A 25683-nucleotide genomic window follows, 5' to 3' on the forward strand; every position below is an offset into this window, starting at 1 on the left:
CTCACCCCTGCCGGGCCGCGCGCTGCCAGGCCGCGACCACCCGGACGGCGTCCGCCGTGCCGGACACGTCGTGCACCCGCACCGCCCAGGCGCCGGCCTGAGCCGACAGCACCGACACCGCGGCGGTCGCGTCGTCGCGCTCCCGGGCCGGGCGCGGTTCCCCGGTTTCCGGGTCGGCCAGCAGCGTACCCAGGAACCGCTTGCGCGATGCGGCGACCAGCACCGGGCGGCCCAGCGCGGTGAGCGCGTCCAGCCGGCCGAGCAGCGCCCAGTTGTGCGCGGAGGTCTTGGCGAAGCCCAGCCCCGGGTCGAGGATCAGCTGGTCCTCCTTGACCCCGGCGGCGAGCAGCGCGTCGACCCGGGCGGCGAGCTCGCCGACCACGTCGGCGACCACGTCGTCGTAGACGGCCAGCCGGTCCATGTCGGCGGACTGCCCGCGCCAGTGCATCACCACGAACGGCGCGCCGGTCTCGGCCACCACCTGGGCCATCGCCGGGTCCGCCAGGCCGCCGGAGACGTCGTTGACGACCAGCGCCCCGGCCTCGACGGCCTGCTCGGCCACCGAGGCCCGCATGGTGTCCACGGAGACCGCCACCCCGGCGGCGGCCAGCTCCCGGACCACCGGGACGACCCGGCGCAGCTCCTCCTCCTCGGGGACGCGCTGCGAGCCGGGGCGGGTGGACTCCCCGCCGACGTCGACCAGGTCGGCGCCCCGGGCGCGCAGCGCGAGCCCGTGGGCGATCGCCTTGGCGGGGTCGTGCCACAGCCCGCCGTCCGAGAAGGAGTCGGGGGTGACGTTGACCACGCCCATGACGGCGCAGCGGTCGAGCCGCGGCAGTCCGGGCGGCAGCGGGAAGGGCGCCGAATTGCTCATACCCCCATTATCTGACCGCCCCCGCCCAGTCACCCGGCACCCACCCCGGGGAAGCGGCCGGCCCCCGCCGGGGAAGGTCCTCGACGGGGGCCGGCGCGGTTCGCCGTACGGCTCAGGCGGCCTCGGAGACCTCCGGCCGGGCGCTGCCCGCCAGCAGCCCCTCGCGCTGCGGCCTGCGGCCGAAGCGGGGCATGCCCAGGGTGATGAAGGCCTCCGCCTGCATCGCGGCGAAGCCGATCCGGGGCAGGTCGCGGTTGTTCGGGAAGACCAGGAAGCGCGGCTCCCACTCCGGCTGGAACTTCGCGTTGAACTTGTACAGCGACTCGATCTGGAACCAGCGCGACAGGAACACCAGCAGCCCGCGCCAGGCGCGCAGCACCGGGCCGGCGCCGATCCGCTCGCCGCGGGCCAGCGCCGAGCGGAACATCGCGAAGTTCAGCGACACCCGGCGCACCCCCATCGCCGGGACGGCCTGCAGCGCGGCGACGATCAGCAGCTCGTTCAGACCCGGGTCGGCCGCCCGGTCACGGCGCATCAGCTCCAGCGAGATGCCGTCCGTGCCCCAGGGCACGAAGTGCAGCACGGCCTTGAGGTCGTCGCCGCCCTCGCCCTCCTCGGGCGCCTTGTGGGCGGTCACCACCACGCAGTCGTCGTCGCCCGGGTCGCCGAACCGGCCGAGCGCCATCGAGAAGCCGCGCTCGGTGTCGGTGCCGCGCCAGCGGGCCGCGGCGTCGGCGATCCGCGCCTTCTCCTCCCGGGTCAGCTCGGCGACCCGGCGGACCCGGCAGGAGTAGCCGTTGCGCTCGATCCGCTTGACCATCTGGCGGACGTTGCGCATGGCCCGCCCGGAGAGCGAGAAGGTCGCGGTGTCGACGATCGCCTCGTCGCCCAGCTCCAGCGCGTCCAGCCCCGCCTCGCGGGTCCAGACCTCGCCGCCGACCTCGCTGCAGCCCATCACGGCCGGCACCCAGGCGTGCTCGCGGGCCTCCGCCATGAACACCTTGATCGCGCCGGGCCAGGCCTCGACGTCGCCGACCGGGTCGCCGGAGGCGAGCATGACGCCGGAGACCACCCGGTAGGAGATCGCCGCCTTGCCGGTGGGCGAGAACAGCACGCTCTTGTCCCGGCGCAGCGCGAAGTAGCCGAGCGAGTCCCGCTCGCCGTGCCGCTCCAGCAGCCCCCGGACCTTCTCCTCGTCCTCGGCGGTCAGCTCCGGCTTGGGCTTCTCCGGGCGCAGCGCCAGGTAGGTGGTGGTCAGGGCGGTGATCAGGCCCATCGCGCCGAGCAGGTAGCCGACCAGGTCCTCGATCCGGTCCGAGTTGTAGTGCACCGGCCCCTCGAAGCCGAACAGCCCGTAGACGACGTGCTCCAGCCGCTGGTACAGGCCCGGGTGCCCCAGCTCGTACCTGGTCCGGGTGCTGACGATCAGCAGGCCGAGCAGGATGCCGACGGCGCCCAGCACGACCAGGTTGACCACGGCGCGCCGGCGGGTGCGGGGGTCGGCCTTGGCGTAGAACTCACGCCGGTGGATCAGCATGACCGCGAACAGCACCAGCGAGATGACCGCCGGGCCGAGCTGGTGCCAGCGCAGCAGGTGCAGCGCCGCGCCGACCGGCAGCAGTACGCAGACCGCGCGCCAGGCGCGCCGCTTGCGCCGGCGCAGCGCGTGCGCGAGCAGCACCAGCAGCAGGCCGATCATCAGGGTGCCGGCGGCGGCCAGCGTGGTGGTGCCGCCGGGCAGCTGCCCGGCGAAGGTGTGCACCTTGGTGTGCCGGAGCTTGGGGAACACCGCGCTGGCGATGTCCACCAGCCCGATCAGCAGACAGGCGTAACCGACCGCGCCGGGCAGCCAGGCCCTCGGAACGGCGGCCGCTTGGGTACGAAGCGTCTGCAGGCCGCGACGGCGCAGCGGCTGCTCGGGGCTCGGCTCAACGGACACGGGAACGCTCATGGGGCTTCAGCGTAGGGGCTGCGTCGGGGTGTCCGGCCACTCCTGGACGGGAGCCGTGATGGACCTTCATGCCTTTTCCTTCATCAGGCAATACGCACACCAAGGAACCGGCAACGAAGGGTGAACCGGCGCCCTGAGGGCACTGCGAATTGAGCCGAGGGGTGGGCGCCGGAGCCCCTCACCGCGTGGCGCGACGGGCCCCCGCGTACGTCCTACGTACGGTGGACGCCGCATTTTAGGGCGTCGGTTGCGTCTGCGCGCCGCCGGCCTCCCGGGGCCCTCCCGGCGTCCGGACAGCCTAGCCGCGGTGGCCGCCACTGACGCACCGCCAGACGATGAAGCCTGCACCGACAGTGTCCCACCGGAAGGCCGACGGTATGGAACTGACCAGCGACGCGCTGATGAACTCGCTGCTTGCCCTGGGTTCGGCGGCGCTCCTCACCACCCTCTGGGTCTGGCCCAGGCTGGCGCGACAGCGGCTGCTGCCGGTCCTCGGGCGGGTGGTGCTGCTGACGGTGACTCAGGCCACCGTGCTGGCGGTGCTGGCGCTCAGCGTCAACAACGCGTTCGGCTTCTACACCTCATGGGACGACCTGCTCAGTCCCGGCGGCACCAAGCTCGCCCTCACCAGCAGCGAGAACCACAGGGGCGGCGTCCCGGCCGACGACACCCTGCTCGCGCCGACCGACGAGGGCGGCATGGAAACGGTGGGGGACCTGCCCAAAGGGGCACCCGAGGAGGCCGGAAAGGTCGAGTCGGTCCGGGTCAACGGCAAGGAGACCGGACTGTCCGATCAGATGTTCGTCTACCTGCCGCCGGAGTACTTCGACCCCAAGCTCGGCCTGACCCGCTTCCCGGTGCTGCTGGCCGTCGCCGGCTACCCCGGCAGCACGCTCAATCTGATGAAGGACCTGCCGGTCATCCAGACCGCCGCGGAGCTCCAGCGCTCCGGGAGGATGCAGCCGACGATCGTGGTGCTGGCCCGCCCGACCCTCGCCCCGCCGCGCAACACCGAGTGCGTGGACGTCGCCGGCGGGCCGCGCACCGAGACGTGGTTCACCAAGGACGTCCCCGAGGCGCTGCGCTCCGCCTACCGGATCGGCCGCTCCCCCGCCTCCTGGGGCGTCTTCGGCTACTCCACCGGCGGCAGCTGCGCGCTGCGGCTGGCGATGCGCTTCCCGTCCGTCTTCGGCAGCGCGGGCGGTCTGCACGCCGACTTCAAGGTCAACGAGGACCAGTTCACCGGCGGCAGCCTGTTCGGCGGGGACCGGTCGCTGGCCGAGCAGAGCGACCTCGCCTGGCGGCTGCAGAACCTGCCCGCCCCGGCGGTGTCGATGCTGGTGGTCTCCACCCGCAAGGAGGCCGACTACCCGCAGACCGTCCAGTTCGTCGAGCTGGCCCAGCAGGTCGCCGCCGCCAATCCGCAGTTCCAGGCGGAGTCGATGTACCTGGACGACGGCGGCCACAACTTCGAGAGCTGGGTGCGCGAGCTGCCCGCCTCGCTGGAGTGGATGGGCCACCACCTCGGCTGACCCGGACGCCCCCAGCCGGGTGACTACCGGCGGGTCGGGCACGGTGCCCGCCGCCACGGGGGACGTATCTCGACCGCCCCGGCCGAACGACGGCCGGTGCCGCCCCGGATCCGGGCAGGAGGCCCCATGCTCAGCACCCGATCGCTCTTCGACGAGATCTACCGCAACGACGAGGCCTACCAGCTGTTCTGCAGCATCGCCGCCGGCGGCGAGGACCAGGGCGGGTGGGAGAACGAGCGGATCACCGAGCTCACCCGTGACCCGGTGCTCGCTCCGAAGATCGCCCGGCACGGCGCCGACGAGCGCAAGCACGGCCGGATCTTCGCCCAGCTGCTCCACAAGCGCGGGCTGCCGAAGGTCGACGTCCCCGCCGAGGCCGACTACTGCATGCTGCTGGAGCGCCAGGGCGTCGGCCTCGCCCACGAGCGGCTGACCGCCCCGGTCCCGCTGACCGACCGCGAGATCATCACCTACCTGGCGCACAGCCGGGTGACCGAGCAGCGCGCGGCCGAGCAGATGCGCCAGCTCGTCAAGGTCTACGGGGACAACCCCGACCTCGGCCGGGCGATGCGGATGATCTCGGCGGACGAGGACAACCACCTCGCCTACTGCCACGAGGAGCTGCTGCGGCTGGCCGCCGAGGGCCACGGGCCGTACATCCGGCACGTGCTGGAGACCAGCGCCCGCGGCGAGATCCGCACCCACCGGGACGTCGGCCTGGCGGTGACGTCCCGGATGGCGCGGATCCTGCGGTGGCCGCGCTGGCAGCTGGCCGTGGTCACGGCCGGCGTCCACGCGCTCTACCTGTACGACCTGCTGTACGGCTGGCGGCGGATGGTGCGGCTGCGGATGCCCGAGCGCCGCAACGCGCTGGGCACCCCGGCGCCGCCGCACACCGAGCACGGGCACGAGCCCGGGCCCGGCCCGGTCAGCGACCGATGATCAGGCTCATCGCCTCGGCCCGGGTGGCCGGGTCGCGCAGCTGGCCGCGCACGCAGGAGGTGATGGTCTTGGCGCCGGGCTTGCGGATGCCGCGCATCGACATGCACATGTGCTCGCACTCGACCACGACGATCGCGCCGCGCGGCTCCAGGATCCGCATCAGCGCGTCGGCGACCTGGCTGGTGAGCCGCTCCTGCACCTGCGGCCGGCGGGCGTAGACGTCGACCAGCCGGGCCAGCTTGGACAGACCGGTGATCTTGCCGTTGGTGGACGGGATGTACCCGACGTGCGCGACGCCGCGGAACGGCACCAGGTGGTGCTCGCAGACGGAGGTCAGCTCGATGTCCTTGACCAGCACCATCTCGTCGTGGCCGAGGTCGAAGGTGGTGGTCAGGACGTCCTCGGGCTCCTGCCAGAGGCCCGCGAATATCTCCTTGTAGGCCCGCGCCACCCGGGCCGGCGTCTCCAGCAGCCCCTCGCGGTCCGGGTCCTCGCCGACGGCCAGCAGCAGCTCGCGGATCGCGTTCTCAGCCCGCTTCTGGTCGAAGGTGCCGACGGCGGGCGGACCGTCGAGCGTCACCGGGTCGATCATGCGGGCCTCGCTAACTGGTTGACGAACAAGGGTTGAACAGCACGGATGCCGCGCCTCCAGGGTACAAACCCCGGTGACGCGGCATCCATTCCGGTCGGTGGCCGCCGATCAGTCCTCGGCGGGCGGCTCCACCGGCAGCGGCGGGAGCTTCACCACGTCGGCCGGGCCGGCCTCGGCGGTGGCGCCGTTGGTGAGCGCCAACTCCTTGGGCGACTGCACCGGCGGGCGGGTGGACGGCGTCCGGCGGGCGGAGCCGGTCCAGGCCGGACGGGCCGGGCGCTTGACGATCGGGGCGAAGATCTCGGCGATCTGCTCCTTGTTGAGGGTCTCCTTCTCCAGGAGCTCCAGGACCAGGTTGTCGAGCACGTCGCGGTTCTCGACCAGGATCTCCCAGGCCTCGTTGTGCGCCGACTCGATGAGCTTCTTGACCTCTTCGTCGACCAGCCCGGCGACCTCCTCCGAGTAGTCCCGCTGGTGGCCCATCTCACGGCCCAGGAACGGCTCCGAGTTGTCGCTGCCGAACTTGATCGCGCCCAGCCGCTCGGTCATGCCGTACTGGGTGACCATGGCCCGCGCGGTGGCGGTGGCCTTCTCGATGTCGTTCGAGGCACCGGTGGTCGGGTCGTGGAAGACCAGCTCCTCCGCCGCGCGCCCGCCCAGCATGTACGCCAGCTGGTCGAGCATCTCGTTGCGGGTGGTGGAGTACTTGTCCTCCTCCGGCAGCACCATGGTGTAGCCGAGGGCCCGGCCGCGGGACAGGATGGTGATCTTGTGCACCGGGTCGCTGTACTGGCAGGCCGCCGCGACCAGGGCGTGACCGCCCTCGTGGTACGCGGTGATCTTCTTCTCCTTGTCGGACATGATCCGCGTGCGCTTCTGCGGACCCGCCACGACGCGGTCGATCGCCTCGTCCAGGATGTTGTTGTCGATCAGCTTCTTGTCCGAGCGGGCGGTCAGCAGCGCCGCCTCGTTGAGGACGTTCGACAGATCGGCACCGGTGAAGCCGGGGGTGCGCTTGGCGACGGCCGAGAGGTCGACGTCGGGCGCGATCGGCTTGCCCTTCTGGTGCACCTTGAGGATGTCCAGACGGCCCTGGAGGTCGGGGCGCTCGACCGCGATCTGGCGGTCGAAGCGGCCCGGGCGCAGCAGCGCCGGGTCCAGGATGTCCGGGCGGTTGGTGGCGGCGATCAGGATGACGCCGCCCTTGACGTCGAAGCCGTCCATCTCGACCAGCAGCTGGTTGAGGGTCTGCTCGCGCTCGTCGTGGCCGCCGCCGAGGCCCGCGCCGCGGTGCCGGCCGACGGCGTCGATCTCGTCGACGAAGACGATCGCCGGGGCGTTCGCCTTGGCCTGCTCGAAGAGGTCGCGGACGCGGCTGGCGCCGACACCGACGAACATCTCGACGAAGTCCGAGCCCGAGATCGAGTAGAACGGCACGCCGGCCTCGCCCGCGACGGCACGCGCCAGCAGGGTCTTGCCGGTACCGGGCGGGCCGTAGAGCAGCACGCCCTTGGGGATCTTGGCGCCGACCGCCTGGAACTTGGCCGGCTCCTGGAGGAACTCCTTGATCTCGTGGAGCTCCTCGACCGCCTCGTCGGCGCCCGCGACGTCGGAGAAGGTGGTCTTCGGGGTGTCCTTGGTGAGCAGCTTGGCCTTGGACTTGCCGAACTGCATGACGCGCGAGCCGCCGCCCTGCATCTGGTTCATCAGGAACAGGAAGACCAGCACGATGATCACGATGGGCAGCATCGACAGCAGCAGGCTGACGAGGGTGCTCTGCTTCTCCGGGCTGATGGTGTAGCCCTCGGAGAGCGTGCTCTGGTCGTTGTCGTTGATCTGGGCCTGCAGCTTGTCGGCGATCGCGACACCCTGGTCGCCGATGTACGAGGCCTGGAACTTGCTGCCGGACTGCGGCTTGCCGGTGCCCACGGCGGGCAGCTTGGAGCCGTCCTTCAGCTGGATCTTGATGGTGTTCGAGTCACCTGTGGTGATCTGCGCCGACTTGACCTGCTTCGCGTCGATCGCTGCGACGACCTGCCCGGTGTCCACCGTCTTGTAGCCGTTCGAATCCGAAACGACCTGCATCAGCACGATGACGGCGAGGACGGCCAGCACGATCCACATGATCGGCGCACGGAAGTATCGCTTGACGTCCATCCATGCGGGGCGTTGCCGCCCCGTCCCTCCTGCCACTCAACGGCGCCGCGTGGCTGTGGGCCGCCGGCGCATTCGGTCACTGCTCATGTGAAGAGCGGTTTATTGGACCGTACCGCAGTGCTGCCCCCACGTGGCGGGAGCACGGCGATACGACGTTCTTCTATGGTCCCCCGGATCCAACGGGCGGGAACAGGCTCCTGTTCCCGTCCGTCGTCCGAACGGGTCTCAGCCGCCGTAGACGTGCGGGGCGAGGGTGCCGATGAACGGCAGGTTGCGCAGCTTCTCCGCGTAGTCGAGGCCGTAGCCGACGACGAACTCGTTGGGGATGTCGAAGCCCACGTACTTGACGTCGATCTCGACCTTGGCCGCGTCCGGCTTGCGCAGCAGGGCGCAGACCTCCAGCGAGGCCGGGCCGCGCGAGCTCAGGTTGCCGAGCAGCCAGGACAGGGTCAGGCCGGAGTCGATGATGTCCTCGACGATCAGGACGTCACGGCCGGCGATGTCGGTGTCGAGGTCCTTCAGGATCCGCACCACACCGGAGGACTTGGTGCCCATCCCGTAGGAGGAGACGGCCATCCAGTCCATGGTCACCTGCGAGTGCAGGGTGCGGGCAAGGTCCGCCATGACCATCACGGCCCCCTTGAGGACGCCGACGATCAGCAGGTCCTTGCCTGCGTAGTCCCGGTCGATGCGCTCGGCCAGCTCCAGGAGCTTGGCGTCGATCTCGTCCTTGCTGATGAGCACCTTCGCGAGGTCAGCGCCCATGTCGTTCTGGTCCACCGGGGATACGTCCTCAAACGTGTCGGGGTCTGGATGGCCGGCGGCCGGCTCCCCCCGGGCATGCCCGCCCGTCAGTCGCCCTGTCGCCGAAAGACCAGCGTGCCACACCGCCGGGTCGCTTCGACGCCCCCGGGTAGGTGCAGCGGCCCCTGTCCGCGCCATCCGGTCACCAGCAGGTCGATCGTTTCGAGGTGCCGGGCGAACAGGTCCCCGGCCGGACAGCCCGCCCGAAGCGCGGCCCGGCGCAGCACCCGGCGGCGCACGGCGGGGGGCAGTTCGGCCAGCTTGTCGGCGTCCAGGGCGCCTTCCCCCGTACGGATGTCGCGCTCGGCCAGCGCGGCCCACTGGTCGAGCGCGTCGGCATCGTCGCGGAAGAGCCGGGCGGTGCGGGCGAGCGCCTCGACCACGCCGCCGCCCAGGTGCTTCTCCAGCACCGGCAGCACCTCGTGGCGGACCCGCGAACGGGTGTAGGCCGGGTCGCAGTTGTGCGGGTCGTCCCAGACCGGGATCGCCTGGGCGGAGCAGGCCTGCCGGGTGGCGGCCCGGTCCAGCTCCAGCAGCGGGCGGCGGTAGCGGCCCTTCTGGGCCGGCATGCCGGCCAGCGAGCGGGAGCCCGAGCCGCGGGCCAGGCCCAGCAGGACGGTCTCGGCCTGGTCGTCGCGGGTGTGCCCGAGCAGGACGGCGACCGCGCCGTGCCGCTCGGCGGCCTCGTCCAGCGCGGCGTAGCGGGCGTCCCGGGCGGCGGCCTCGGGCCCGCCCTCGCGGCCGACCCGCACGGCGACCGCCTCGACCGGGTCCAGGCCCAGCTCGCCGAGCCGTCCGGCGACCTGCGCGGCGCGATCGGCGGAACCCGGCTGGAGGCCGTGGTCGACGGTGACGGCGCCGACCCGCAGGCCGATCTTGGGGGCCTCGAAGGCGGCCGCGATGGCGAGCGCCATGGAGTCCGCGCCGCCGCTGACGGCGACCAGGACCAGCGGCGAGCCGGGTGCGGCGGGGGTGCGGGGCAGCCCGGACGGGTGGCGGTGGGCGTTGCCGATCAGCGTGGTGCCGACGGCGGCGGGCAGCGCGGCGGCGGCCAGCGGCGCACCGCCGGTGCGCTCGCGCGGCTCCCGGACGGGCGCGGTGAAGGTGGAACCGGCCTCGGCGGCGAGGTCGGTGAGGGTGCGGCGAACGGCCAGGCGTATCGCGGCGACGGCGGGGTGAGGGCCCACGGCGACGACTCCTCGACGGAGGGGGACAGGACGACGGTGGGCGCGGCGGGGGACCGCGCATCTGTGAGCACCCTGTTACCGGGCGCTCACAGATGGTGGCAGAAAGGAGGCACCCGCTACGCCACCCGCGCCACCGGTACGACCACCGTCCCACGTTCGGGTGAATGAAGAAACGTATCTTCACCCGCCATGTGCACGGCTGGACCACCCGTACGAACGGGTTTGAACCGTGCCCCTCCCGTCGGCGGACGCCGGTTCAGCGCGCGACGCGGGCCACCCAGGCGGCCGGGTCGTGGATCTCCTCCTTGGTCGGCAGCGTGTTCGGCGAGGTCCAGACCCGGTTGAAGCCCTCCATGCCGACCTGCTCGACCACGCCCCGGACGAACACCGCGCCGTCCTGGTACTGGCGGAGCTTGGCGTCCATCCCGAGCAGCCGGCGCAGCACCAGGTCCAGCCGGTTGGCGCCGCGGTCCCGGCGCTGCTGGAACTTCTCGCGGATCTCGGCGACGCTCGGCACCACCGCCGGGCCCACGCCGTCCATCACCACGTCCGCGTGACCCTCCAGCAGGGACATCACGGCGGTCAGCCGGCCGAGGATCTCCCGCTGGGCGGGCGACTGGACGATCTCCAGCAGCCCGGCCGAGGAGGCGTTGTCGGCCCGGCCGCCGCCCAGGCCCGGCAGCCCCGCGCCCAGCGAACCGGCCGCGTCCCGCAGCCGCTCCAGCAGCGCGCCCGGGTCGACGTCCGTCTCGGCCAGGAAGGACTGCACCTCGGACTGGATGTGGTCGCGCAGCCAGGGCACCGCGGTGAACTGGGTGCGGTGGGTCTCCTCGTGCAGACAGACCCAGAGCCGGAAGTCGACCGGGTCGACGTCCAGCTCCCGCTCCACGTGCACGATGTTCGGCGCCACCAGCAGCAGCCGCCCGGGGCCGGGGCCCTCGGGGCCCAGGCGCGGCTTGTCGAACAGCGCGGCCGGGCTGTCCGGCGCCTCCAGCGAGGGCTCGGCCGGCGCGAAGGTCTCGTACTGGCCAAGCACCTTGGTGGCCAGGAACGCCAGCAGCGCGCCGACCTCGATGCCGGTCGCCTTCTCCCCCACCGTGCCGAACACCGCGGCGGCCGACCCGTTCGTGCGGCGCGCCTGGAGCTTCTCCACCAGCGGCTGCACGATGGTCCGGAAGCCCGCCACATTGGCCCGCACCCAGCCGGGCCGGTCCACGATCAGCACCGGGGTCGCGGCCGCCTCGGCCAGGCTGCTGGAACGCATGCCGGTGAACTCCCGGACGTGCTCCTCGGCCGCCAGTGCGTGCCGGCGCAACTCGGCGACCACCGCGGCCGCCTCGGCCCGGCTCACCTCCGGCCCCGGCCGCACCAACCTGGTCGCGGTTGCGACCGCGAGATTCCAGTCGACCATGTCAGCACCGCCGCTCGCGCTCGTCATGCCCTCACCGTACGTGCTCCCGCCTCCCTGGGGGAGCCGGAACGGCCCCCCAATGACCACCCGTCCGGGCACACCCGGGCGCACCCCCGACGGACTCGCCCCGACGTCGGCACGCGACGCCCGCGCCGGACCCGGCCCGTACCCGGGACACTCCGCCCCAAAGCACCCCGGCCCACCCGGCCCCCGCCGGTCCGCCCACCGACGCGCACCGGCCGAAGGCCCGCCCCGAGGACCCCACGTTCACCAGGCCACCAACCGCTCGCCGGAAGGCCCGTCCGAAGACACCCCGCCCCCACCACACCCGGAACCCACGCCGGATTCGGTCCACCGGGCGCCCACCGCGTCCCCGTCTCCGGCCCGCCCCGGCCCGGCCCGGCCCGGCCCCGGGATGACGACCGCACCCGGACGCAGCCGTCAAGGGGCCCCGCCCGGACGCTCCGCGCCGGGCTCACTCCACACCCGCCCCGGACCACCCGGCCCCAGCCCCACACCGGGCCACTCCCTGCGACCCGCCCCCGCACCGGAGAACGACCGCACCCGGACCAGGCCACCGAAAGGTCCCGCCCGGAGGCACCACACCGACCTCGCCCTACAGCACGACACCCACGCCCAACCCCGGATCGGCCCAGCCCCACACCACGCCACACCTCCGGCCCGGATGACAGCCACGCCCGGACCAAGCCGTCCACGGGCCCCTCCCGAAGGCACCGCACCGAACACGCAACGCGCACGCCCGCCCGAGGCCGGCCGGCCGACCAACGGCGGAAGCGGGCGTCGGCGGTCTCCCGCTGTCCGCCTGGCGGATCGGGCGGCCTCGGCCGAAGGCTGGGGGCGGGGCTCGGCCCTCGCCCCCGGCCACCGCGCCGGGGCGGGCGCGGGCCGGCGGAGGGGAGGCGGGTCCGGGTTCTCCAGTCCGGGTGCTCTAGTGGCAGCCGCAGGCGGCGAGGCGGGCCACGACGCGGTCCATGGCCGTGCGGGCGGTGTCGGCGGGGGCGGTGGTACGGGTCATCAGGGCGAAGGAGAGCAGACGGCCGTCGGCGTCCACGACGGTGCCGGCCAGGGTGTTGACGCCGCTCAGGCTGCCGGTCTTGGCGCGGACCAGGCCTGCCGCGTCGGCGGCGCCCGAGGTGGAGCCGAAGCGCTTGCCGAGGGTGCCGGTGAAGCCGGCGATCGGCAGGCCGGTCAGCACCGGCCGCAGCGTCGGGTGCTCCGCGGAGGCGGCCAGCGCGAGCAGCTTGACCAGGGTGACCGGCGGGATCGCGTTGCCGGGGTGCAGGCCGCTGCCGTCGTTGAGCACCACGCCGGTCATCGGCACGCCGAGCCGCGCGAGTTCCTGGGTGACGGCGGTGGCGGCACCCTCGAAGCTGGCCGGCTGGTGGGCGGCGAGCGCGGCCTGCCGGGCCATCGCCTCGGAGAGGGTGTTGTCGGAGGTGGTCAGCAGCCGCTCGACCAGCCGGGCCACGGTGGGCGAGTCGACCCGGCCCAGCACCGGCGCGTCGGCGGCGGCCGGGGCGGCGGCCTGCTTCGCCTTGCCCTGGACGGTGATGCCCTGGGCCTTCAGCAGGTTGGCGAAGGCCTCGGCGGCCGCCCCGGCCGGGTCGCCGGCGCGGGCGGGCGCGTCCTCGCGGCTCTTCGGGTCGACCTTGCCCTCGTCCACCATCAGCGGCGTCACCGCGGCGATGTTCTCGTTGTCGTGGTTCTTGTGCAGCAGCCCGCCGCTGTAGAGGGAGACGTCGTAGTCGAGCACGACGGTGGTGGCGCCCTCGGCCTTCAGCGCGGTGGCGGTCTGCCGGGCCAGGGCCTCCAGCGAGGCGGGGGCGGTGTCCGCGTCGGCGGGGACGCCGCCGATCTGCACCTGGTCGGCGGGGAGCGCCGTCAGCGTCGGGTCGCCACCACCCACGAGAGTGATTCCGCCGGTGGCCGCGTTCTTGACGGCCCGGGTGGTCAGCCGGGCGTCGCCGGGGATCAGCGACAGCGCCGCGACCGAGGTGGCCAGCTTGGTGGTGGACGCCGGGGTGGCGGCGGTGTTCTCGCCGCTCCCGTAGAGGAGTTCGCCGTTGGCGGTGTCGGCGACGGCGAGCCCGACGGTGCCGAGGTTCCGGTCGGCGAGCACGGTGGCGAGCGCCTGCTGGAGGCCCTGGGCGGTGGGCAGTCCGGTGTCCGGTCCGGCCCCGGCGGCGGCCAGCACCGTCCCGACGGGGGCCGGGCGCACGGCCCCGGTGGGCTTGGCCGCGGGCGGCGGCGCGGTGGTGCCGGCGGGGCCGGCGGGGCCGGCGGGGCCTGCGGGGCGCGCCGTGCCGGGGGTTCCGGTCGCGCTCGCGGACGGGCTGGGCGACTCGCCGCCCCGGCCACCCGGCCGGTGGCCGTCGTGGTCCCCCCGGTCCCCCTTGCCGCCCCTGTCGCCGTCCCGGCGGCCGTTGCCCTCGTCCTCGTCCCCCTGGGCGTTCCCGCTCGGCCGGCCGCCCGGCGAGGCCGATCCGGTCGGCGTCGGGGACGGCTGCGCGTACGCACCACCCGCGCCGAGCACGGTTCCGGCGACCAGCAGCGCCGCCCCGAACAGACCCGCGGCCGTCCCCCCGCGCCGGTTCCCCGACCCAGCCCCTGCTCCCACCGACCGGCCCCTTTCCTGAGCACTCACTCCCGTAGGAGACACTTGGATTCTGTCAGTCCCTACCTTGGAGGAACCGTTGGAGTTCGACGTCCTTATCGAAATCCCGAAGGGCTCTCGTAACAAGTACGAGGTCGACCACGAGACCGGCCGTCTGCGGCTCGACCGGATGCTCTTCACCTCGACCCGCTACCCGGCCGACTACGGCTACGTCGAGGGCACCCTGGCGGACGACGGTGACCCGCTGGACGCCCTGGTCATCCTGGACGAGCCGACCTTCCCCGGTTGCCTGATCAAGTGCCGCGTCATCGGCATGTTCAAGATGACGGACGAGGCCGGCGGCGACGACAAGCTGCTCTGCGTCCCGGCGACCGACCCGCGCTGGGAGCACCTCCAGGACATCCACCACGTCTCGGAGTTCGACCGCCTGGAGATCCAGCACTTCTTCGAGGTCTACAAGGACCTGGAGCCCGGCAAGTCGGTCGAGGGTGCCAACTGGGTCGGCCGCACCGAGGCCGAGGCCGAGGTCACCGCGTCGATCAAGCGCCTGGCGGAGCAGGGCGGTCACTGAGCCGTCGTGACCGTCTCGGCGGTCCGGCGGTCCGTCCGCCGGGGCGCTTCGAGGTAGGTCGGGGCAGTCGGAGGCCGGGGTTCGCGGAGTTTTCCGCGGGCCCCGGCCTTCGCCGTTCCCGGGGCGCGAAATTCTTCCCGACACCTTGTCGGCATGACGGGAGCTTAGGTTAGGCTAACCAAAGCAATCGGGGGTGTTCTCGATCTCTGGAGGCCCGCATGCCCATATCCGAGCAGCCCGTCGTCCCGTTCTCCACCGTGCTGCGCACCGCCAGCAGCGCCGAGCACGAGGCGGCCGAGCAGTCGTCCTTCATGAGCCGCCTGCTCGGCGGGCACCTCGGCGTGGAGGCGTACGCCGACCTCACCGCCCAGCTCTGGTACGTCTACCGCGCGCTGGAGGGCCGGGCGGAGGAGCTGGCGCGGCACCCGGTCGCCGGCCCCTTCATCGACCCGGCGCTGATGCGGACCGAGGCCATCGAGCGCGACCTGGCCCACCTGCGCGGCCCGGACTGGCGCGAGGGCCTCGCCCCGCTGCCGGCCACCGAGGCGTACGTCACCCGCCTGGAGGAGCTCGCGGACCAGTGGCCGGCGGGCGTCATCGCCCACCACTACACCCGCTACCTGGGCGACCTGTCGGGTGGTCAGATCATCCGGGGCATCGCCGAGAAGACCTGGGGCTTCGAGCGCAAGGGCGACGGCGTGCGGTTCTACGTCTTCGAGCAGGTGGACAACCCGGCCGCATTCAAGCGCGACTACCGGGCCAAGCTGGACGCCGCCGGGCTGGCCATGGACGAGGTCGAGCGCCGCCGGGTGGTCGAGGAGTGCAAGCGCGCCTTCCAGCTGAACGGCGCGGTCTTCCGCGACCTGGACACCCGGTACCCGCTGAGTGCCTGAGCGCCGCGGCCGTGGAGCAGGAAGTCGGCCGGGCCGACTTCCTGCTCCACGTTCAAGCGTCCAAGCTCCGGCGGCAGACCCCGACGCTCCCTCACCGCGGACTCGGGAGGGTGGAGAGCAGGGCCGCAGCAGCCTTGTCGAACGGAGCGATGCTGCCCGCGGCGCGACACAGGACGTGGGCGCCCTCAAGGGTCGTGATCATGAGCGTGGCCAGACCGGCGGCCTGGGCTGAGTCCATTCCGGCCCGGGTGAGCTTCTCGGCGAGCTCACCGACCCACCCGGCGAACGCTTCGTCCGCGACCGCGCACAGGCCGCCCTGGTCGGCGATGGCCGCACCACCGTCGACGGTGATCGCCGCGATCGCGCAGCCCGCACCCCCGGCCGACGCCTGGAGGACAGGGCGGACGCCTTCCAGGAACGCCTTCACGACTCCGCGCGGCGTGTCCGCCGACAGTGCGCGCAGGTGACCGCGGACGTCCTCCGCGTTGCGGCGGGCGGCTTCGAGCACGAGTTGCTGCTTGCCGCCCGGGAAATGGTGATAGATCGCCCCGCGCGCGGCACCGCTCTCACTCAGGACGCCGGTGAAGGACATCGCCGCCAGGCCGTGGCGCTGAAGCAGTCCGATCGCGGCACTGATCATGCGGGACTTCGTGTCTGCGGCCATCGCGAACTCCTTGACTAGTACGGGCATCCTACTCCATGCTCCATTCCACTAGTACGCGCGTACTAGTGGCCGGCAAACCGGAGGTTCGCGATGGGCAAAACGTTTCTCTACACCGAGATCCAGGCGGCAGTACCGTTCGAACAGTTCGACTGGAGCCCGATCAACGCGGCGCTGAAGGCGGCACCGGGCCTGATTCGCAAGACGTGGCTGTCCGGCATCGGAACGCACACCATCGGCGGCTTCTACGAGTTCGACAGCGCGGAGAACGCCCTGGCCTTCGCCCAGGGCCCCTTCGCCGAGGAAGCCCGCCGGGCCGGGGCCCCGGCAACGACCCGGCTGTTCGACGGCGACATCGTCAAGGACGCCAGCCTCGACATGAGTTCGCCCTACTACGCCTGACACCGCAGGCCGCCTCGCCCCGCCGCCGGGGCGAGGCGGCCCCAGCGGGAGGGTCATCCCGATGAACATCACACGGCACCCGGAGAGCAGCGTGTGCTGGATCGACCTCGGCACCCCCGACATGGAGACGGCGACGGCGTTCTACACGGCGCTCTTCGGCCGGGCCGTCGCCCCACCGAGCCCCGGCGGGTACCGGCTCTGCACGCTGCGCGGACGTCTCGTCGCCGCGCCGGGGCCCGCCGAGGACGCCGGCGCAACCGACGTTCGACGGGAGTCCGACGGAGGCGTGGTCCTGGGCGATCCGACCGGCGCACTCTTCGGCCTCACCCGGCGACCGCGGAACGCGCGCAGGAAGTCGGCCTGACCGACTCCCTGCGCTACAACCCTCGGTGGCCCTCGCTCGTCGAGCGAGGGCCACCGGAAACTGCTCGGAGTGGGAAGTCGGTCCCGCCGACTTCCCACTCCATCGCCCCCCTGATCAGGCGTTGGTGGACTTGCGGTGGCGGGCCAGGGCGGTGGCGCCGCCGCCAAGGAGCAGCAGGCCGCCGGCGGTGGCCAGGAGCGGGGCGACCGGGGTGGAGGAACCGGTGGAGGCCAGGACGCCGGTGTCGGTGCCGGTGGTGGTCAGGGAGGCGCCGCCGGTCGTGACCGTGCTGCCGCCGTTGGCCGAACCGGTGGTGCCGGTGGTACCCGTCGTGGTGCCGCCCGCTGCGCCGCCGCCGGTGTTCGGCTGGGTGGTGGGCAGCTGGGCGTTCTTGTCGAACGCCAGCGAGACGGTGACCGGGTCGAGGGCCTCGCCCTCCTTGTAGTTCGCGAAGGCCGGGACGCCCTCGGCCGTCAGCGTGGCCGGGACGGCGTTCAGCGTGACCACACCGTTCACCGGGGTGAGGTTGGCCTTCGACACGTCCAGCTTGGCGATCCGCGCGCCGGACAGCGAGGTCGTCTTGCCGTCCAGGGACTTGGCGTTGACGTCGGCCGTCAGGAAGGCGCCGTTCTTGTCGATGCTCAGGCCCAGCTTGGAGAAGGTGGTGTCCAGCTGGTAGCCGCCCGCGGCCGGGTGGCCGAGGAAGCGCACCGAGCCGGCGAAGCCCGCCGACAGGGTGTGGCTCTTGGTGTTGTAGCCGCCGTTCGCGCCGCCGAAGCGGTAGTCGGCCGCGCCGCCGCCGAACTCGACCTTGCCGTTGGCCACCGGGCTCTGCAGGTACTTGCGGAAGCTCTCCTTGACCTGCCAGTCCAGGGTGCCGTTGACGACGGCGAGTTCACCGTTGCCGACCGGCGCGGTGGTGGACGGGGACGAGGTCACGGACGGCGAGGAGGTGGCCGACGGGGACTGCGTGGCGGACGGCGAGGAAGTGGCCGTCGGCGAAGAGGTGGGCGAAGAGGTGGCGGACGGCGTGGCGGTGGCCGTGGGCGAGGCGGTCACGGTGGCGGACGGCGAGGCCGTGGCCGTGGCGGTCGGCTCGGTGGTCGGAGTCGCGGTCGCCGTCGCCGTCGCCGTCGGGGTGGTGGTGGGAGTCGCGGTCGGAGTGGTGGTGGGGGTCGCCGTCGGGGACGGGGTGGACGGGCTCTGCTTGAGCAGCAGCGCCAGCGGGTCCATGTCCGCACCCGCCTGGTAGAACCCCGCGAACGCCTTGGCACCCTCCTCCGTCAGCTTCGCCGCCGTCGGCACGCCCGTCGTGGTGTCCCGGCCCACGGTGAACGTCACCAGCGGCACGTCGTCCCGCTTGGTGACCTCGGCCGCGCTCATCGACTCCTTGGACGCCGTGTCAGCGGTGAGCGTGCCAGCCGTCCCCGCCGTGGTGATCTTCAGATCGCTCAGCGCCACGTCCAGCGCCCCGTGGTGGGCCGTGAAGTGAACGCCGCCGGTGAAGGAGGAACTGAGCACGTGGGTGGTGAGGTCGTACTTGGCGCTCGCCAGGCCGAAGTGGAAGGTGCCGTCGGCGTTGCGGGTCGCACCGCCGGTCAGCTCGATCGCACCGCCCTGGGAGGCCGGGCTCTCGATGTAGTTGCGGAAGCTGGCCTTCACGCCCCAGTCCAGCGCGCCGGTGTCGTACGTGACGCTGCTCGGCGCGCCGGCGCCGAAGGCCAGGGCCGGGGCGCCGACGGCGGTCAGGCCGAGGCCGGCGGTGACGGCGGCCAGGGCGGCCAGCCGGGTGCGGTTGCGGGACATGGGGGAACTCCGATCGATGAGCGTGGGGGGAGGGAGGAGAGGTCAGGCGCGACGGCGGCGGCGGAGGACCAGGCCACCGGCCACGGCCAGTGCGGCGGCGAGCAGGCCACCGATCACCACGGCCGCCGTCGGGAAGCCGTCCGAGCCCCCGGAGTCGGTGGCGGCGGCGACCGGTGCGGCGGACGGGCTCGCCGGAGCGGTCGTCGGGGCGACCGGCGGGGCGCTGCCGATGTCCGGCAGCGGCGGGAGGGCGGCGGCCGGGTCGAGGGCGACGGCGAAGCTCAGCGGGTCCATCTCGGTGCCCGCGGGGTACAGGCCGCCGAAGGCCTTGCCGCCCGGCTCGGTGAGCGTGAGCGGGAGTTCGACGGCCCTGAGCAGCCCGCCCTCGGCCTTGAGGCCGGCCGGGTCGAAGGTCGCCAGCTCGACGCCGGTGAGCTGCTGCGCGGCGCCGTCCGGGGTGCGGCCGGAGACGTCGGCGCGCAGCACGCCCTTGCCGTCGGCGACCGTGACGCCCGGGTTGGCCAGGGTGAGGTCCAGGCCGAAGGTCTCGCCGCTCTTCAGGCCGGTGAAGCGGACGCTGCCGGTGAAGGCGGCGCTCAGCGCCCCGCTCGCCGGGTCGTAGCCGCCCTTGGCGGGCGTCCAGCGGAAGAACGCGCCGCCGTCCGCCGCGCCGCCGGTGGGCTCCCAACGGCCCTGGGCGATCGCGCCGGTGACGTAGTCGCGGAAGGTCCGGCGCACGCCCCAGTCGAGCGCGCCGTTGGCGAACTCGGTGGCGGCGGCCGGCGCGGTGGTCGGGGCAGGGGTTTCGGCCGGAGTCTCGGGAGCGGCCGGAGCGGTCGTCGACGGCGCCGCGCTCGGCGTCGCGGATGCGGTCGCGGTCGCGCTCGCGGTCACGCTCGGCGAGGGCGAGGCCGCCGGAGTCGTGGGCGCGGCCGGAGTCTGGGTCGGCTGCGCGGCGGGCAGGTTGACCGACAGGTTGACCGGGTCGAGCGCCGTCCCCGCCGTGTAGAACCCGCCGAACGCCTTGGCACCCGCGTCGGTCAGCGTCGCCGGGACGTTGCTGAGCGTCAGGGTCCCGGACGCGCCGCGCAGGTCGACGCCGGCCAGCGAGAGGTCGGCCAGCTTGGCCTGGCTCGCGTTGCTGACCTGCCCGGTCTCCCGGGACTTGCTGCTGACGTCCGCGTACAGCCCGGCCCCGCCGCCGGCGGCGGCCCGGAAGGTGAGCTTCCCGATGCTCAGGTCCAGCGCGTTGGCGCCGTTCTCCTGGTGCCCGGTGAACCGGACCCCGCCGGAGAACGCGGCGCTCAGCGCGCCGCCGGCCGGGTCGTACGTGCCGGTGGCGGAGTGGAACCGGAAGCCGCTGCCGGCGACCGTGGCCGCGCCGCCGTTGAGCGACCACTTCCCCTGGGCGATGGGCCCGGTGACGTACGTCAGGAAGGACTGCTTGATCCCCCAGTCGAGCCGCCCGCCGGACACCCGCCCCTCGGCCGCCACCGCCTGGCCTGGCAGCAGGGCGACCGTCAACAGGGCCGCCAGGGCGGCCACCAGGCCGGCGGTCAGACGGCGGAGCCGATGGGGCAGAGGCACGCGGATCACTCCTCGGCGCGACAGGGAAACAGCAGGGGAAGGCAGCGCAAAGCAGGGTCGGCGCAGCACCGACCCCCTTGCGAGGTTTAGGTAAGGCTAACCTAATATATGAGTCAAGAGCCCCGCCGGGCACCCCCGCACCCCACTCACCGGCGGCGACAACTCCCAACGAAGGGAACGACGTTGAGCAGCAGTACCACCCGACATCGGGCCGCCCGCGGCCCCGCGATCCTGCTGCTCCTCCTCGGTCTGCTGCTCGCCCTGACCGCCTGCGGCTTCACCACCAGCACCGGCGAGGCCACCGGAACGGGCTCGCGCGCCCCGGACAAGGTCGAACCGCTGCCCGACGCGCCGACCCCGCAACTGCCCGCCACCGCGACCTCCGCCGACGGCCGGACGGCCACCGTCACCAGCGCCGAGCGGATCATCCCGCTCAACGGCAGCCTGGCCGAGATCGTCTTCAGCCTCGGCCTCGGCCCCAAGGTCGTCGCCCGGGACGTCTCCACCACCTTCGAGCAGGCCACCGCCCTGCCCGTGATCACCCAGGCCCACGACGTCTCCGCCGAGGGCGTGCTCTCCCTGCACCCCACCGTCGTGCTCGCCGACCGCTCCACCGGCCCGGCCGAGGCGATCGCGCAGATCCGCTCGGCCGGCGTCCCGCTGCTCGTCCTGGACGACGCCAAGCGGCTGGAGGACGTCGGCCCGCGCATCGACACCGTCGCCGCCGCCCTCGGAGTCCCCGACGCCGGACGGCAGTTGAAGGAGCGCACCGAGCAGCGGATCACCGAGGCCAAGGCCGCCCTGCCCGCCGTCGAGCGCCGCCCCAAGGTCGCCTTCCTCTACCTGCGCGGCAGCGCCTCCGTCTACCTGCTCGGCGGCCCGGCCTCCGGCGCCGGCTCGCTGGTCGAGGCGGTCGGCGGCGAGGACGCCGGCACCGCCGCCGGACTCAGCGGCGACTTCACCCCGCTCACCAGCGAGGCCCTGGTCAAGGCCGCCCCCGACGCCATCCTGGTGATGAGCAAGGGCCTCGAATCCGTCGGTGGCGTCGACGGCCTGCTCAAGCTGCCTGGCGTCGCCCAGACCCCGGCCGGCCTCGACCGCCGGGTCGTCTCCATCGAGGACGGCCAGCTGCTCAGCTACGGCCCGCGCACCCCGCAGGTGATCAACGAGATCGCCGAGCAGCTCTACCCGAAGGCCGCCAAGTGACCGCCGCCATCACGGACAAGCGCGTCCCGGTGGCCGGCGGACGCACCAGCCGCACCGCCCTGCTCACCGTCGGCCTCGCCGCCGCCCTGCTGTTCTTCGCCCTGCTCGCGGCCGGCATCGGCGCCTACCGCATCCCGCTGGGCGACATCCTCGCCTCCTTCGGCCACCGGCTCGGCCTCGGCGGCCACGAACTCAGCCGCGTCCCCGAGTCGGTGCTCTGGAACGTCCGCCTCCCCCGGGTGGTGCTCGCCCTGCTGGTCGGCGCCTCGCTCGGCTGCGCGGGCGCGCTGATGCAGGGCGTGTTCGGCAACCCGCTCGCCGAACCGGCCGTCATCGGCGTCTCCTCCGGCGGCGCGGTCGGCGCGGTCGGCTGCATCGTGCTCGGCCTGGACGCGCTCGGCACCTGGACGGTGACCGCCGCCGCCTTCGCCACCGGCCTGCTGACGGTCTTCGCGGTCTACGCGATGTCCCGCTCCGGCGGGCGCACCGAGGTGGTCACGCTGATCCTCACCGGTGTCGCGGTGAACGCCTTCTGCGGCGCGCTGATCGGCCTGTTCCTGTTCACCGCCGACTCCGCCGCGATCAGCCAGGTCACCTTCTGGCAGCTCGGCTCGCTCTCCCAGGCCACCTGGGGCAAGGTGCTCGCCGTCCTGCCGTTCGCCCTCGTCGGCCTCGCCGTCGCGCCCCGCTACGCCCGCTCGCTGGACCTGCTGGCGCTCGGCGAACGGCCCGCCCGCCACCTCGGCGTGGACGTCGAGCGGATGCGGCTGGTGCTGATCACCCTGGTCGCCCTGCTCACCGCCGCCGCCGTCGCGGTCAGCGGCATCATCGGCTTCGTCGGCCTGGTCGTCCCGCACCTGCTGCGGATGGTCGCCGGCCCCGGCCACCGCTTCCTGCTGCCCGCCTCCGCGCTCGGCGGCGCGCTCGTCCTGGTCGCCGCCGACCTCGCCGCGCGCACCCTGGCCGAACCGGCCGAACTGCCGCTCGGCGTGCTCACCGCGCTGATCGGCAGCCCGTTCTTCTTCTGGCTGCTGCGCCGCACCAGGACCAGGCAGGGAGGCTGGGCATGAGGATCCGTACGCTGCGGAACCGCCCCGAGGTACCCGGACGGCCCGCCCCGGGCACCGTGCTGCTCACCGCCGAGGCCGTCCGGCTGACCGTCGGCGGGCGCGACCTGCTGGCCGGCGCGGACGTCCGGGTCGCCGCCGGCGAGGTGGTCGCCCTGCTCGGGCCGAACGGCGCCGGCAAGTCCACGCTGCTCTCCGTACTGGCCGGCGACCTCGCACCGACCGCCGGCGAGGTCCGGCTGGACGGCCGTCCGCTGGACGGCTACCGGCCCGCCGACCTCGCCCGGCGCCGCGCGCTGCTGCCGCAGGCGGCCGCGCTGTCCTTCCCGTTCCCGGCCGACGAGGTGGTCCGGATGGGCCGCGCCCCCTGGGCCGGTACGGCGGCCGCCGCCGAGGACGAGCGGGTGATCGCCGAGGCGATGGCCGCGACCGAGTCCGCCGCCTTCGCCGGGCGGCCGTTCACCGCGCTCTCCGGCGGCGAACGGGCCCGGGTGGCACTGGCCCGGGTGCTCGCCCAGCGAACCCCGCTGCTGCTGCTCGACGAACCCACCGCCGCGCTCGACCTGCGCCACCAGGAGCTGGTGCTGCGGCTGGCCCGCGCCCGGGCCGCCGCCGGGGACGGGGTGGTCGTCGTGCTGCACGACCTGTCGCTGGCGGCGGCCTACGCGGACGGCGTGGTGCTGCTGACCGACGGCGCGACGGTCGCCGACGGTCCGGTGGCCGAGGTGCTGCGCGCGCCGCTGCTCAGCGAGGTGTACGGGCACCCGGTCGAGGTGCTGCCGCACCCGCGCACGGGCCTGCCGCTGGTGCTGCCGGAGCGCGGGTGACTCAGCCCTCCTCGTCCAGCCGGAAGCCGATCTTCAGGCCGACCTGGTAGTGCTTGATCCGCCCTTCGTCGAGGTGGCCCCGGATCTGCGTCACCTCGAACCAGTCGAGGTTGCGCAGCGTCCGGGAGGCCCGCTCGACGCCGTTGCGGATCGCGGCGTCGATGCTCTCCGTCGAGGACCCGACGATCTCGGTGACCCGGTAGACGTGCTCGCTCATGGCGGACTCCTCAGCTGTGCGACGGCCCCCGGTCCACCGTGCACCCGGGGGCCGTCGCTCCGCATGCGGAGCACCGATCACGAGGATCAGAACGCCGCGCGGACCTCGCCGACCCGGACGCCGCCGCCGAACACCGGGACGGTGGCGATCCGCTCCAGCGTGCCGTCGCCGGTGCTCACCCCGAGGCGGCGCAGCGCGGCGGCCAGCACCGGGCCGCGGGCCCGCTCGGCACCGTCGTCGATCTTGAAGGCGAGCGCCCGCCCGTCCGGCAGCGCCACCACCTGGACGGCCTCCGCGCCCATCTTGGCGAGCGCCCCGGGCACCGCCCGCATCAGCCGGGTGTCGACCCGGCGGGTGCCGGCCACGTACTCGGGGTGCGCCCGCATCGCGTCGGCGACCCGGCGCTGCGGGGTGCCGGGCTCGGCCAGCACCAGGGTGCGGTAGGCGCGGGCCAGAGCGGTCAGGCCGACGGCCAGCAGCGGCGCGCCGCAGCCGTCCACCCCGGCGTGCGCGGCGGGCTCGCCGACGGCCTCCTCCAGGGCCTCGCGGGCCAGCCGCTGGATCGGGTGCTCCGGGTCGAGGTAGCTGTCGGTCGGCCAGCCGTTGGCCACGGAGGCGGCCAGCCAGCCGGCGTGCTTGCCGGAGCAGTCCATCAGGATCGGCTCGTGGTCGCCGCCCCAGCGCAGGTGCAGCTCCGCCTCGGTGCCGTCGAGCGGGAGGTCGGCCGGGGTGCGCAGGGCGGACTCGTCCAGCCCGGCACCGGCGAGGATCCGCCGCACGCCGTCAAGGTGAAACGATTCTGCAGAGTGGCTGGAGGCGGCCAGCGCCAGCAGCTCCCCCTCGATCGCCAGACCGGCCCGCAGCGTGGCCACCGCCTGGAACGGCTTGGCGCAGGAACGCGGGAAGACCGGCGCGTCCGGCGTGCCCAGCGCGAGGTCGACCGAGCCGTCGGCGGCCAGCAGCACCAGCGAGCCGTGGTGCCGGCCCTCGACGAATCCCGAGCGGACGACTTCGGCGAGCACGGGCAGGGCGGCGGAATTGGACATGGCGAAAGCCTTCCGGAGGTGAGGGTGAACCGGGGGCGAGCCGGGCCCCTCCCCCGCCCCCGGGCGGCCCTCGCACCTGTCAGAGCGGGCCGCCTGCGAGCAGGTCGTCGACCCGTGCTTCCCCATCACGGTACCTGCGGGTGATTTCGGCGTTGCAGCCGTCCGCCGTCCTCAGCAGCCGCTGCCGCCGGCCGGACACCTCCCGCTCGTGCGCCCGCAGCCGTTCGAGGGCCGCCAGCAGCTCCTCCGCCGGGTGCGCCGCCAGGTCGGCCAGCTGGACGTCGCCCATCAGCGCGTCCGCCTCCAGCTGGGACTGCTGCCCTCGCGGCGGCCCCAGGGTGACGTGCCGGGCCGAGCGGCGGACGGTGGACGGGGCGTCCGTCAGGATGGCCGGCAGCCGCTCCAGCAGGGCACCGGCCGGCTCCGCGGGGTCCGCGGGGCGGGCGCCGGGCCGGCGGTCCAGCTCGGCCAGCAGGATGTCCATCCGGCCGTGCAGCAGCCGCCTCAGGTAGGAGAGGTCGGCCTCCTGCTCCAGGGTCTCCCGTCGCAGGATCCGCAGTTGGTCCAGGCCCAAACGTCCGAGGTCCGGCCCGGGGCCGGCCCCGGGCCCCTCGGGCAGCCGCCCGTACCGGTCCTGCGCCGCGCTGATCGCGTCCATCAACCAACCACCTGCCGTCGTCCCGATCCCACCCGCTCGCGGCGCCCCGTCGCCTGCCGCCGGTCCGGCCCGTCAACCGCCGCGCGCGCCGATGGCGCGTTCCCGTCCGGAGGCACGCCCGGACGCCCACGAAGGTTCCCGCCCCCGGCCGTGGCCACCCGGCGGGGCGACACGACCAGAACGCCTGACCTACCGGCTCGGCCGCCCGGCCGAACCGGGCCCGGCGCGGCGGACCCCGGCGCCCCGGACCTCGGGCGCGCCGACCGGCCCCGCCTGTGCGGCGGAGCGGCGGG

The 25683-nt window shown here is 73.6% G+C and carries 23 protein-coding genes; 9 read left to right on the forward strand and 14 right to left on the reverse strand.

All coding sequences use genetic code 11. The annotated features are described in order from the left end of the window. Position 1: 1 nt before the first annotated feature. Together folP and ACFZBX_RS30515 are read right to left on the reverse strand one after the other, a co-directional pair. A complete protein-coding gene (gene folP / locus ACFZBX_RS30510; protein WP_391537055.1) occupies positions 2 to 874 on the reverse strand; it encodes a dihydropteroate synthase in 873 nt (290 codons plus the stop codon). A gap of 112 nt (positions 875 to 986) precedes the next feature. Beyond that, positions 987 to 2825, reverse strand: coding sequence for a phosphatidylglycerol lysyltransferase domain-containing protein (locus ACFZBX_RS30515; protein WP_391537056.1), 1839 nt, complete (start codon positions 2823 to 2825; stop codon positions 987 to 989). Between the two features lie 377 nt (positions 2826 to 3202). Here ACFZBX_RS30515 and ACFZBX_RS30520 point away from each other — a divergent pair, with 377 nt between their 5' ends. Beyond that, positions 3203 to 4357 (forward strand): alpha/beta hydrolase, encoded by a 1155-nt coding sequence (locus ACFZBX_RS30520; RefSeq protein ID WP_391537057.1) that lies wholly within the window; start codon positions 3203 to 3205, stop codon positions 4355 to 4357. 126 nt (positions 4358 to 4483) lie between these two features. Beyond that, positions 4484 to 5299, forward strand: a complete 816-nt coding sequence (locus ACFZBX_RS30525) for a ferritin-like domain-containing protein (RefSeq protein ID WP_391537058.1) — start codon at positions 4484 to 4486, stop codon at positions 5297 to 5299. Here ACFZBX_RS30525 and folE read toward each other — a convergent pair. The 6 genes from folE to dacB all read right to left on the reverse strand — a co-directional run bounded on the left by folE (position 5286) and on the right by dacB (position 14088). Further along, positions 5286 to 5891 (reverse strand): GTP cyclohydrolase I FolE, encoded by a 606-nt coding sequence (gene folE, locus ACFZBX_RS30530; protein WP_380751668.1) that lies wholly within the window; start codon positions 5889 to 5891, stop codon positions 5286 to 5288. The genes ACFZBX_RS30525 and folE overlap by 14 nt on opposite strands. 108 nt (positions 5892 to 5999) lie before the next feature. Next, positions 6000 to 8048 carry an ATP-dependent zinc metalloprotease FtsH gene (gene ftsH / locus ACFZBX_RS30535; RefSeq protein WP_391537059.1) on the reverse strand — a complete coding sequence of 683 codons (2049 nt, stop codon included), beginning with the start codon at positions 8046 to 8048 and terminating at the stop codon, positions 6000 to 6002. Between the two features lie 225 nt (positions 8049 to 8273). Further along, entirely contained in the window at positions 8274 to 8828 is a 555-nt protein-coding gene (gene hpt, locus ACFZBX_RS30540; protein ID WP_350553213.1) for a hypoxanthine phosphoribosyltransferase, read from the reverse strand. 71 nt (positions 8829 to 8899) lie between these two features. Further along, the gene (tilS, locus tag ACFZBX_RS30545) at positions 8900 to 10039 is read right to left on the reverse strand and encodes a tRNA lysidine(34) synthetase TilS (RefSeq protein ID WP_391537060.1); all 1140 of its coding nucleotides are present in this window, start codon (positions 10037 to 10039) and stop codon (positions 8900 to 8902) included. 256 nt (positions 10040 to 10295) lie between these two features. Then, positions 10296 to 11477: a zinc-dependent metalloprotease gene (locus ACFZBX_RS30550; RefSeq protein ID WP_380751660.1), complete on the reverse strand. Its 1182-nt coding sequence runs from the start codon at positions 11475 to 11477 to the stop codon at positions 10296 to 10298. 922 nt (positions 11478 to 12399) lie between these two features. After that, the gene (gene dacB / locus ACFZBX_RS30555) at positions 12400 to 14088 is read right to left on the reverse strand and encodes a D-alanyl-D-alanine carboxypeptidase/D-alanyl-D-alanine-endopeptidase (protein WP_391537061.1); all 1689 of its coding nucleotides are present in this window, start codon (positions 14086 to 14088) and stop codon (positions 12400 to 12402) included. A 76-nt stretch (positions 14089 to 14164) separates the two neighbouring features. Here dacB and ACFZBX_RS30560 point away from each other — a divergent pair, with 76 nt between their 5' ends. Next, complete coding sequence (locus ACFZBX_RS30560; protein ID WP_344344657.1) at positions 14165 to 14656, forward strand: inorganic diphosphatase; 492 nt, start codon at positions 14165 to 14167, stop codon at positions 14654 to 14656. Between the two features lie 218 nt (positions 14657 to 14874). Continuing rightward, entirely contained in the window at positions 14875 to 15549 is a 675-nt protein-coding gene (locus ACFZBX_RS30565; RefSeq protein WP_391537062.1) for a heme oxygenase (biliverdin-producing), read from the forward strand. A gap of 91 nt (positions 15550 to 15640) precedes the next feature. Here ACFZBX_RS30565 and ACFZBX_RS30570 read toward each other — a convergent pair whose 3' ends face one another. Continuing rightward, the gene (locus tag ACFZBX_RS30570; protein WP_391537063.1) at positions 15641 to 16213 is read right to left on the reverse strand and encodes a TetR/AcrR family transcriptional regulator; all 573 of its coding nucleotides are present in this window, start codon (positions 16211 to 16213) and stop codon (positions 15641 to 15643) included. Between the two features lie 90 nt (positions 16214 to 16303). On the opposite strand from ACFZBX_RS30570, the gene ACFZBX_RS30575 reads away from it, so the two are divergent. Next, positions 16304 to 16612: a hypothetical protein gene (locus ACFZBX_RS30575; protein ID WP_391537064.1), complete on the forward strand. Its 309-nt coding sequence runs from the start codon at positions 16304 to 16306 to the stop codon at positions 16610 to 16612. A gap of 61 nt (positions 16613 to 16673) precedes the next feature. Then, a complete protein-coding gene (locus ACFZBX_RS30580; RefSeq protein ID WP_391537065.1) occupies positions 16674 to 16976 on the forward strand; it encodes a hypothetical protein in 303 nt (100 codons plus the stop codon). A gap of 114 nt (positions 16977 to 17090) precedes the next feature. Here ACFZBX_RS30580 and ACFZBX_RS30585 read toward each other — a convergent pair whose 3' ends face one another. Together ACFZBX_RS30585 and ACFZBX_RS30590 are read right to left on the reverse strand one after the other, a co-directional pair. Then, the gene (locus ACFZBX_RS30585; RefSeq protein WP_391537066.1) at positions 17091 to 18782 is read right to left on the reverse strand and encodes an HtaA domain-containing protein; all 1692 of its coding nucleotides are present in this window, start codon (positions 18780 to 18782) and stop codon (positions 17091 to 17093) included. A gap of 42 nt (positions 18783 to 18824) precedes the next feature. Next, positions 18825 to 20369 (reverse strand): HtaA domain-containing protein, encoded by a 1545-nt coding sequence (locus ACFZBX_RS30590; protein ID WP_391537067.1) that lies wholly within the window; start codon positions 20367 to 20369, stop codon positions 18825 to 18827. A gap of 108 nt (positions 20370 to 20477) precedes the next feature. On the opposite strand from ACFZBX_RS30590, the gene ACFZBX_RS30595 reads away from it, so the two are divergent. The 3 genes from ACFZBX_RS30595 to ACFZBX_RS30605 are packed head-to-tail and all read left to right on the forward strand — an operon-like array spanning position 20478 to position 23469. Then, positions 20478 to 21575, forward strand: coding sequence for a hemin ABC transporter substrate-binding protein (locus ACFZBX_RS30595; protein ID WP_391537068.1), 1098 nt, complete (start codon positions 20478 to 20480; stop codon positions 21573 to 21575). Positions 21576 to 21583: 8 nt separating this feature from the next. Beyond that, positions 21584 to 22645, forward strand: a complete 1062-nt coding sequence (locus tag ACFZBX_RS30600) for a FecCD family ABC transporter permease (protein WP_391537100.1) — start codon at positions 21584 to 21586, stop codon at positions 22643 to 22645. Further along, a complete protein-coding gene (locus ACFZBX_RS30605) occupies positions 22642 to 23469 on the forward strand; it encodes a heme ABC transporter ATP-binding protein (RefSeq protein WP_391537069.1) in 828 nt (275 codons plus the stop codon). The genes ACFZBX_RS30600 and ACFZBX_RS30605 overlap by 4 nt, the downstream gene beginning before the upstream one ends. Before the next feature lies 1 nt (position 23470). Here ACFZBX_RS30605 and ACFZBX_RS30610 read toward each other — a convergent pair whose 3' ends face one another. From ACFZBX_RS30610 to ACFZBX_RS30620, 3 genes are all read right to left on the reverse strand, one after another. Next, complete coding sequence (locus ACFZBX_RS30610) at positions 23471 to 23686, reverse strand: dodecin (RefSeq protein ID WP_380751635.1); 216 nt, start codon at positions 23684 to 23686, stop codon at positions 23471 to 23473. Between the two features lie 86 nt (positions 23687 to 23772). Further along, positions 23773 to 24732: an asparaginase gene (locus ACFZBX_RS30615; protein WP_391537070.1), complete on the reverse strand. Its 960-nt coding sequence runs from the start codon at positions 24730 to 24732 to the stop codon at positions 23773 to 23775. A 79-nt stretch (positions 24733 to 24811) separates the two neighbouring features. After that, a complete protein-coding gene (locus ACFZBX_RS30620) occupies positions 24812 to 25390 on the reverse strand; it encodes an ABC transporter substrate-binding protein (protein WP_391537071.1) in 579 nt (192 codons plus the stop codon). Positions 25391 to 25683 lie beyond the last annotated feature (293 nt).

Origin of the sequence: Kitasatospora sp. NPDC008115, from assembly GCF_042957205.1 — a bacterium.
Classification (GTDB): Bacteria; Actinomycetota; Actinomycetes; order Streptomycetales; family Streptomycetaceae; genus Kitasatospora.

Coding starts and splice junctions, on each gene's coding strand:
- ACFZBX_RS30570 (WP_391537063.1), bottom strand. CDS start 16,213: ATGGCCGCAGACACGAAGTCCCGCATGATCAGTGCCGCGATCGGACTG.
- ACFZBX_RS30595 (WP_391537068.1), top strand. CDS start 20,478: ATGAGTCAAGAGCCCCGCCGGGCACCCCCGCACCCCACTCACCGGCGG.
- ACFZBX_RS30550 (WP_380751660.1), bottom strand. CDS start 11,477: ATGACGAGCGCGAGCGGCGGTGCTGACATGGTCGACTGGAATCTCGCG.
- ACFZBX_RS30565 (WP_391537062.1), top strand. CDS start 14,875: ATGCCCATATCCGAGCAGCCCGTCGTCCCGTTCTCCACCGTGCTGCGC.
- ACFZBX_RS30580 (WP_391537065.1), top strand. CDS start 16,674: ATGAACATCACACGGCACCCGGAGAGCAGCGTGTGCTGGATCGACCTC.
- ACFZBX_RS30525 (WP_391537058.1), top strand. CDS start 4,484: ATGCTCAGCACCCGATCGCTCTTCGACGAGATCTACCGCAACGACGAG.
- ACFZBX_RS30575 (WP_391537064.1), top strand. CDS start 16,304: ATGGGCAAAACGTTTCTCTACACCGAGATCCAGGCGGCAGTACCGTTC.
- ftsH (WP_391537059.1), bottom strand. CDS start 8,048: ATGGACGTCAAGCGATACTTCCGTGCGCCGATCATGTGGATCGTGCTG.
- ACFZBX_RS30515 (WP_391537056.1), bottom strand. CDS start 2,825: ATGAGCGTTCCCGTGTCCGTTGAGCCGAGCCCCGAGCAGCCGCTGCGC.
- ACFZBX_RS30585 (WP_391537066.1), bottom strand. CDS start 18,782: ATGTCCCGCAACCGCACCCGGCTGGCCGCCCTGGCCGCCGTCACCGCC.
- ACFZBX_RS30520 (WP_391537057.1), top strand. CDS start 3,203: ATGGAACTGACCAGCGACGCGCTGATGAACTCGCTGCTTGCCCTGGGT.
- folP (WP_391537055.1), bottom strand. CDS start 874: ATGAGCAATTCGGCGCCCTTCCCGCTGCCGCCCGGACTGCCGCGGCTC.
- folE (WP_380751668.1), bottom strand. CDS start 5,891: ATGATCGACCCGGTGACGCTCGACGGTCCGCCCGCCGTCGGCACCTTC.
- ACFZBX_RS30615 (WP_391537070.1), bottom strand. CDS start 24,732: ATGTCCAATTCCGCCGCCCTGCCCGTGCTCGCCGAAGTCGTCCGCTCG.
- ACFZBX_RS30610 (WP_380751635.1), bottom strand. CDS start 23,686: ATGAGCGAGCACGTCTACCGGGTCACCGAGATCGTCGGGTCCTCGACG.
- ACFZBX_RS30605 (WP_391537069.1), top strand. CDS start 22,642: ATGAGGATCCGTACGCTGCGGAACCGCCCCGAGGTACCCGGACGGCCC.
- ACFZBX_RS30620 (WP_391537071.1), bottom strand. CDS start 25,390: ATGGACGCGATCAGCGCGGCGCAGGACCGGTACGGGCGGCTGCCCGAG.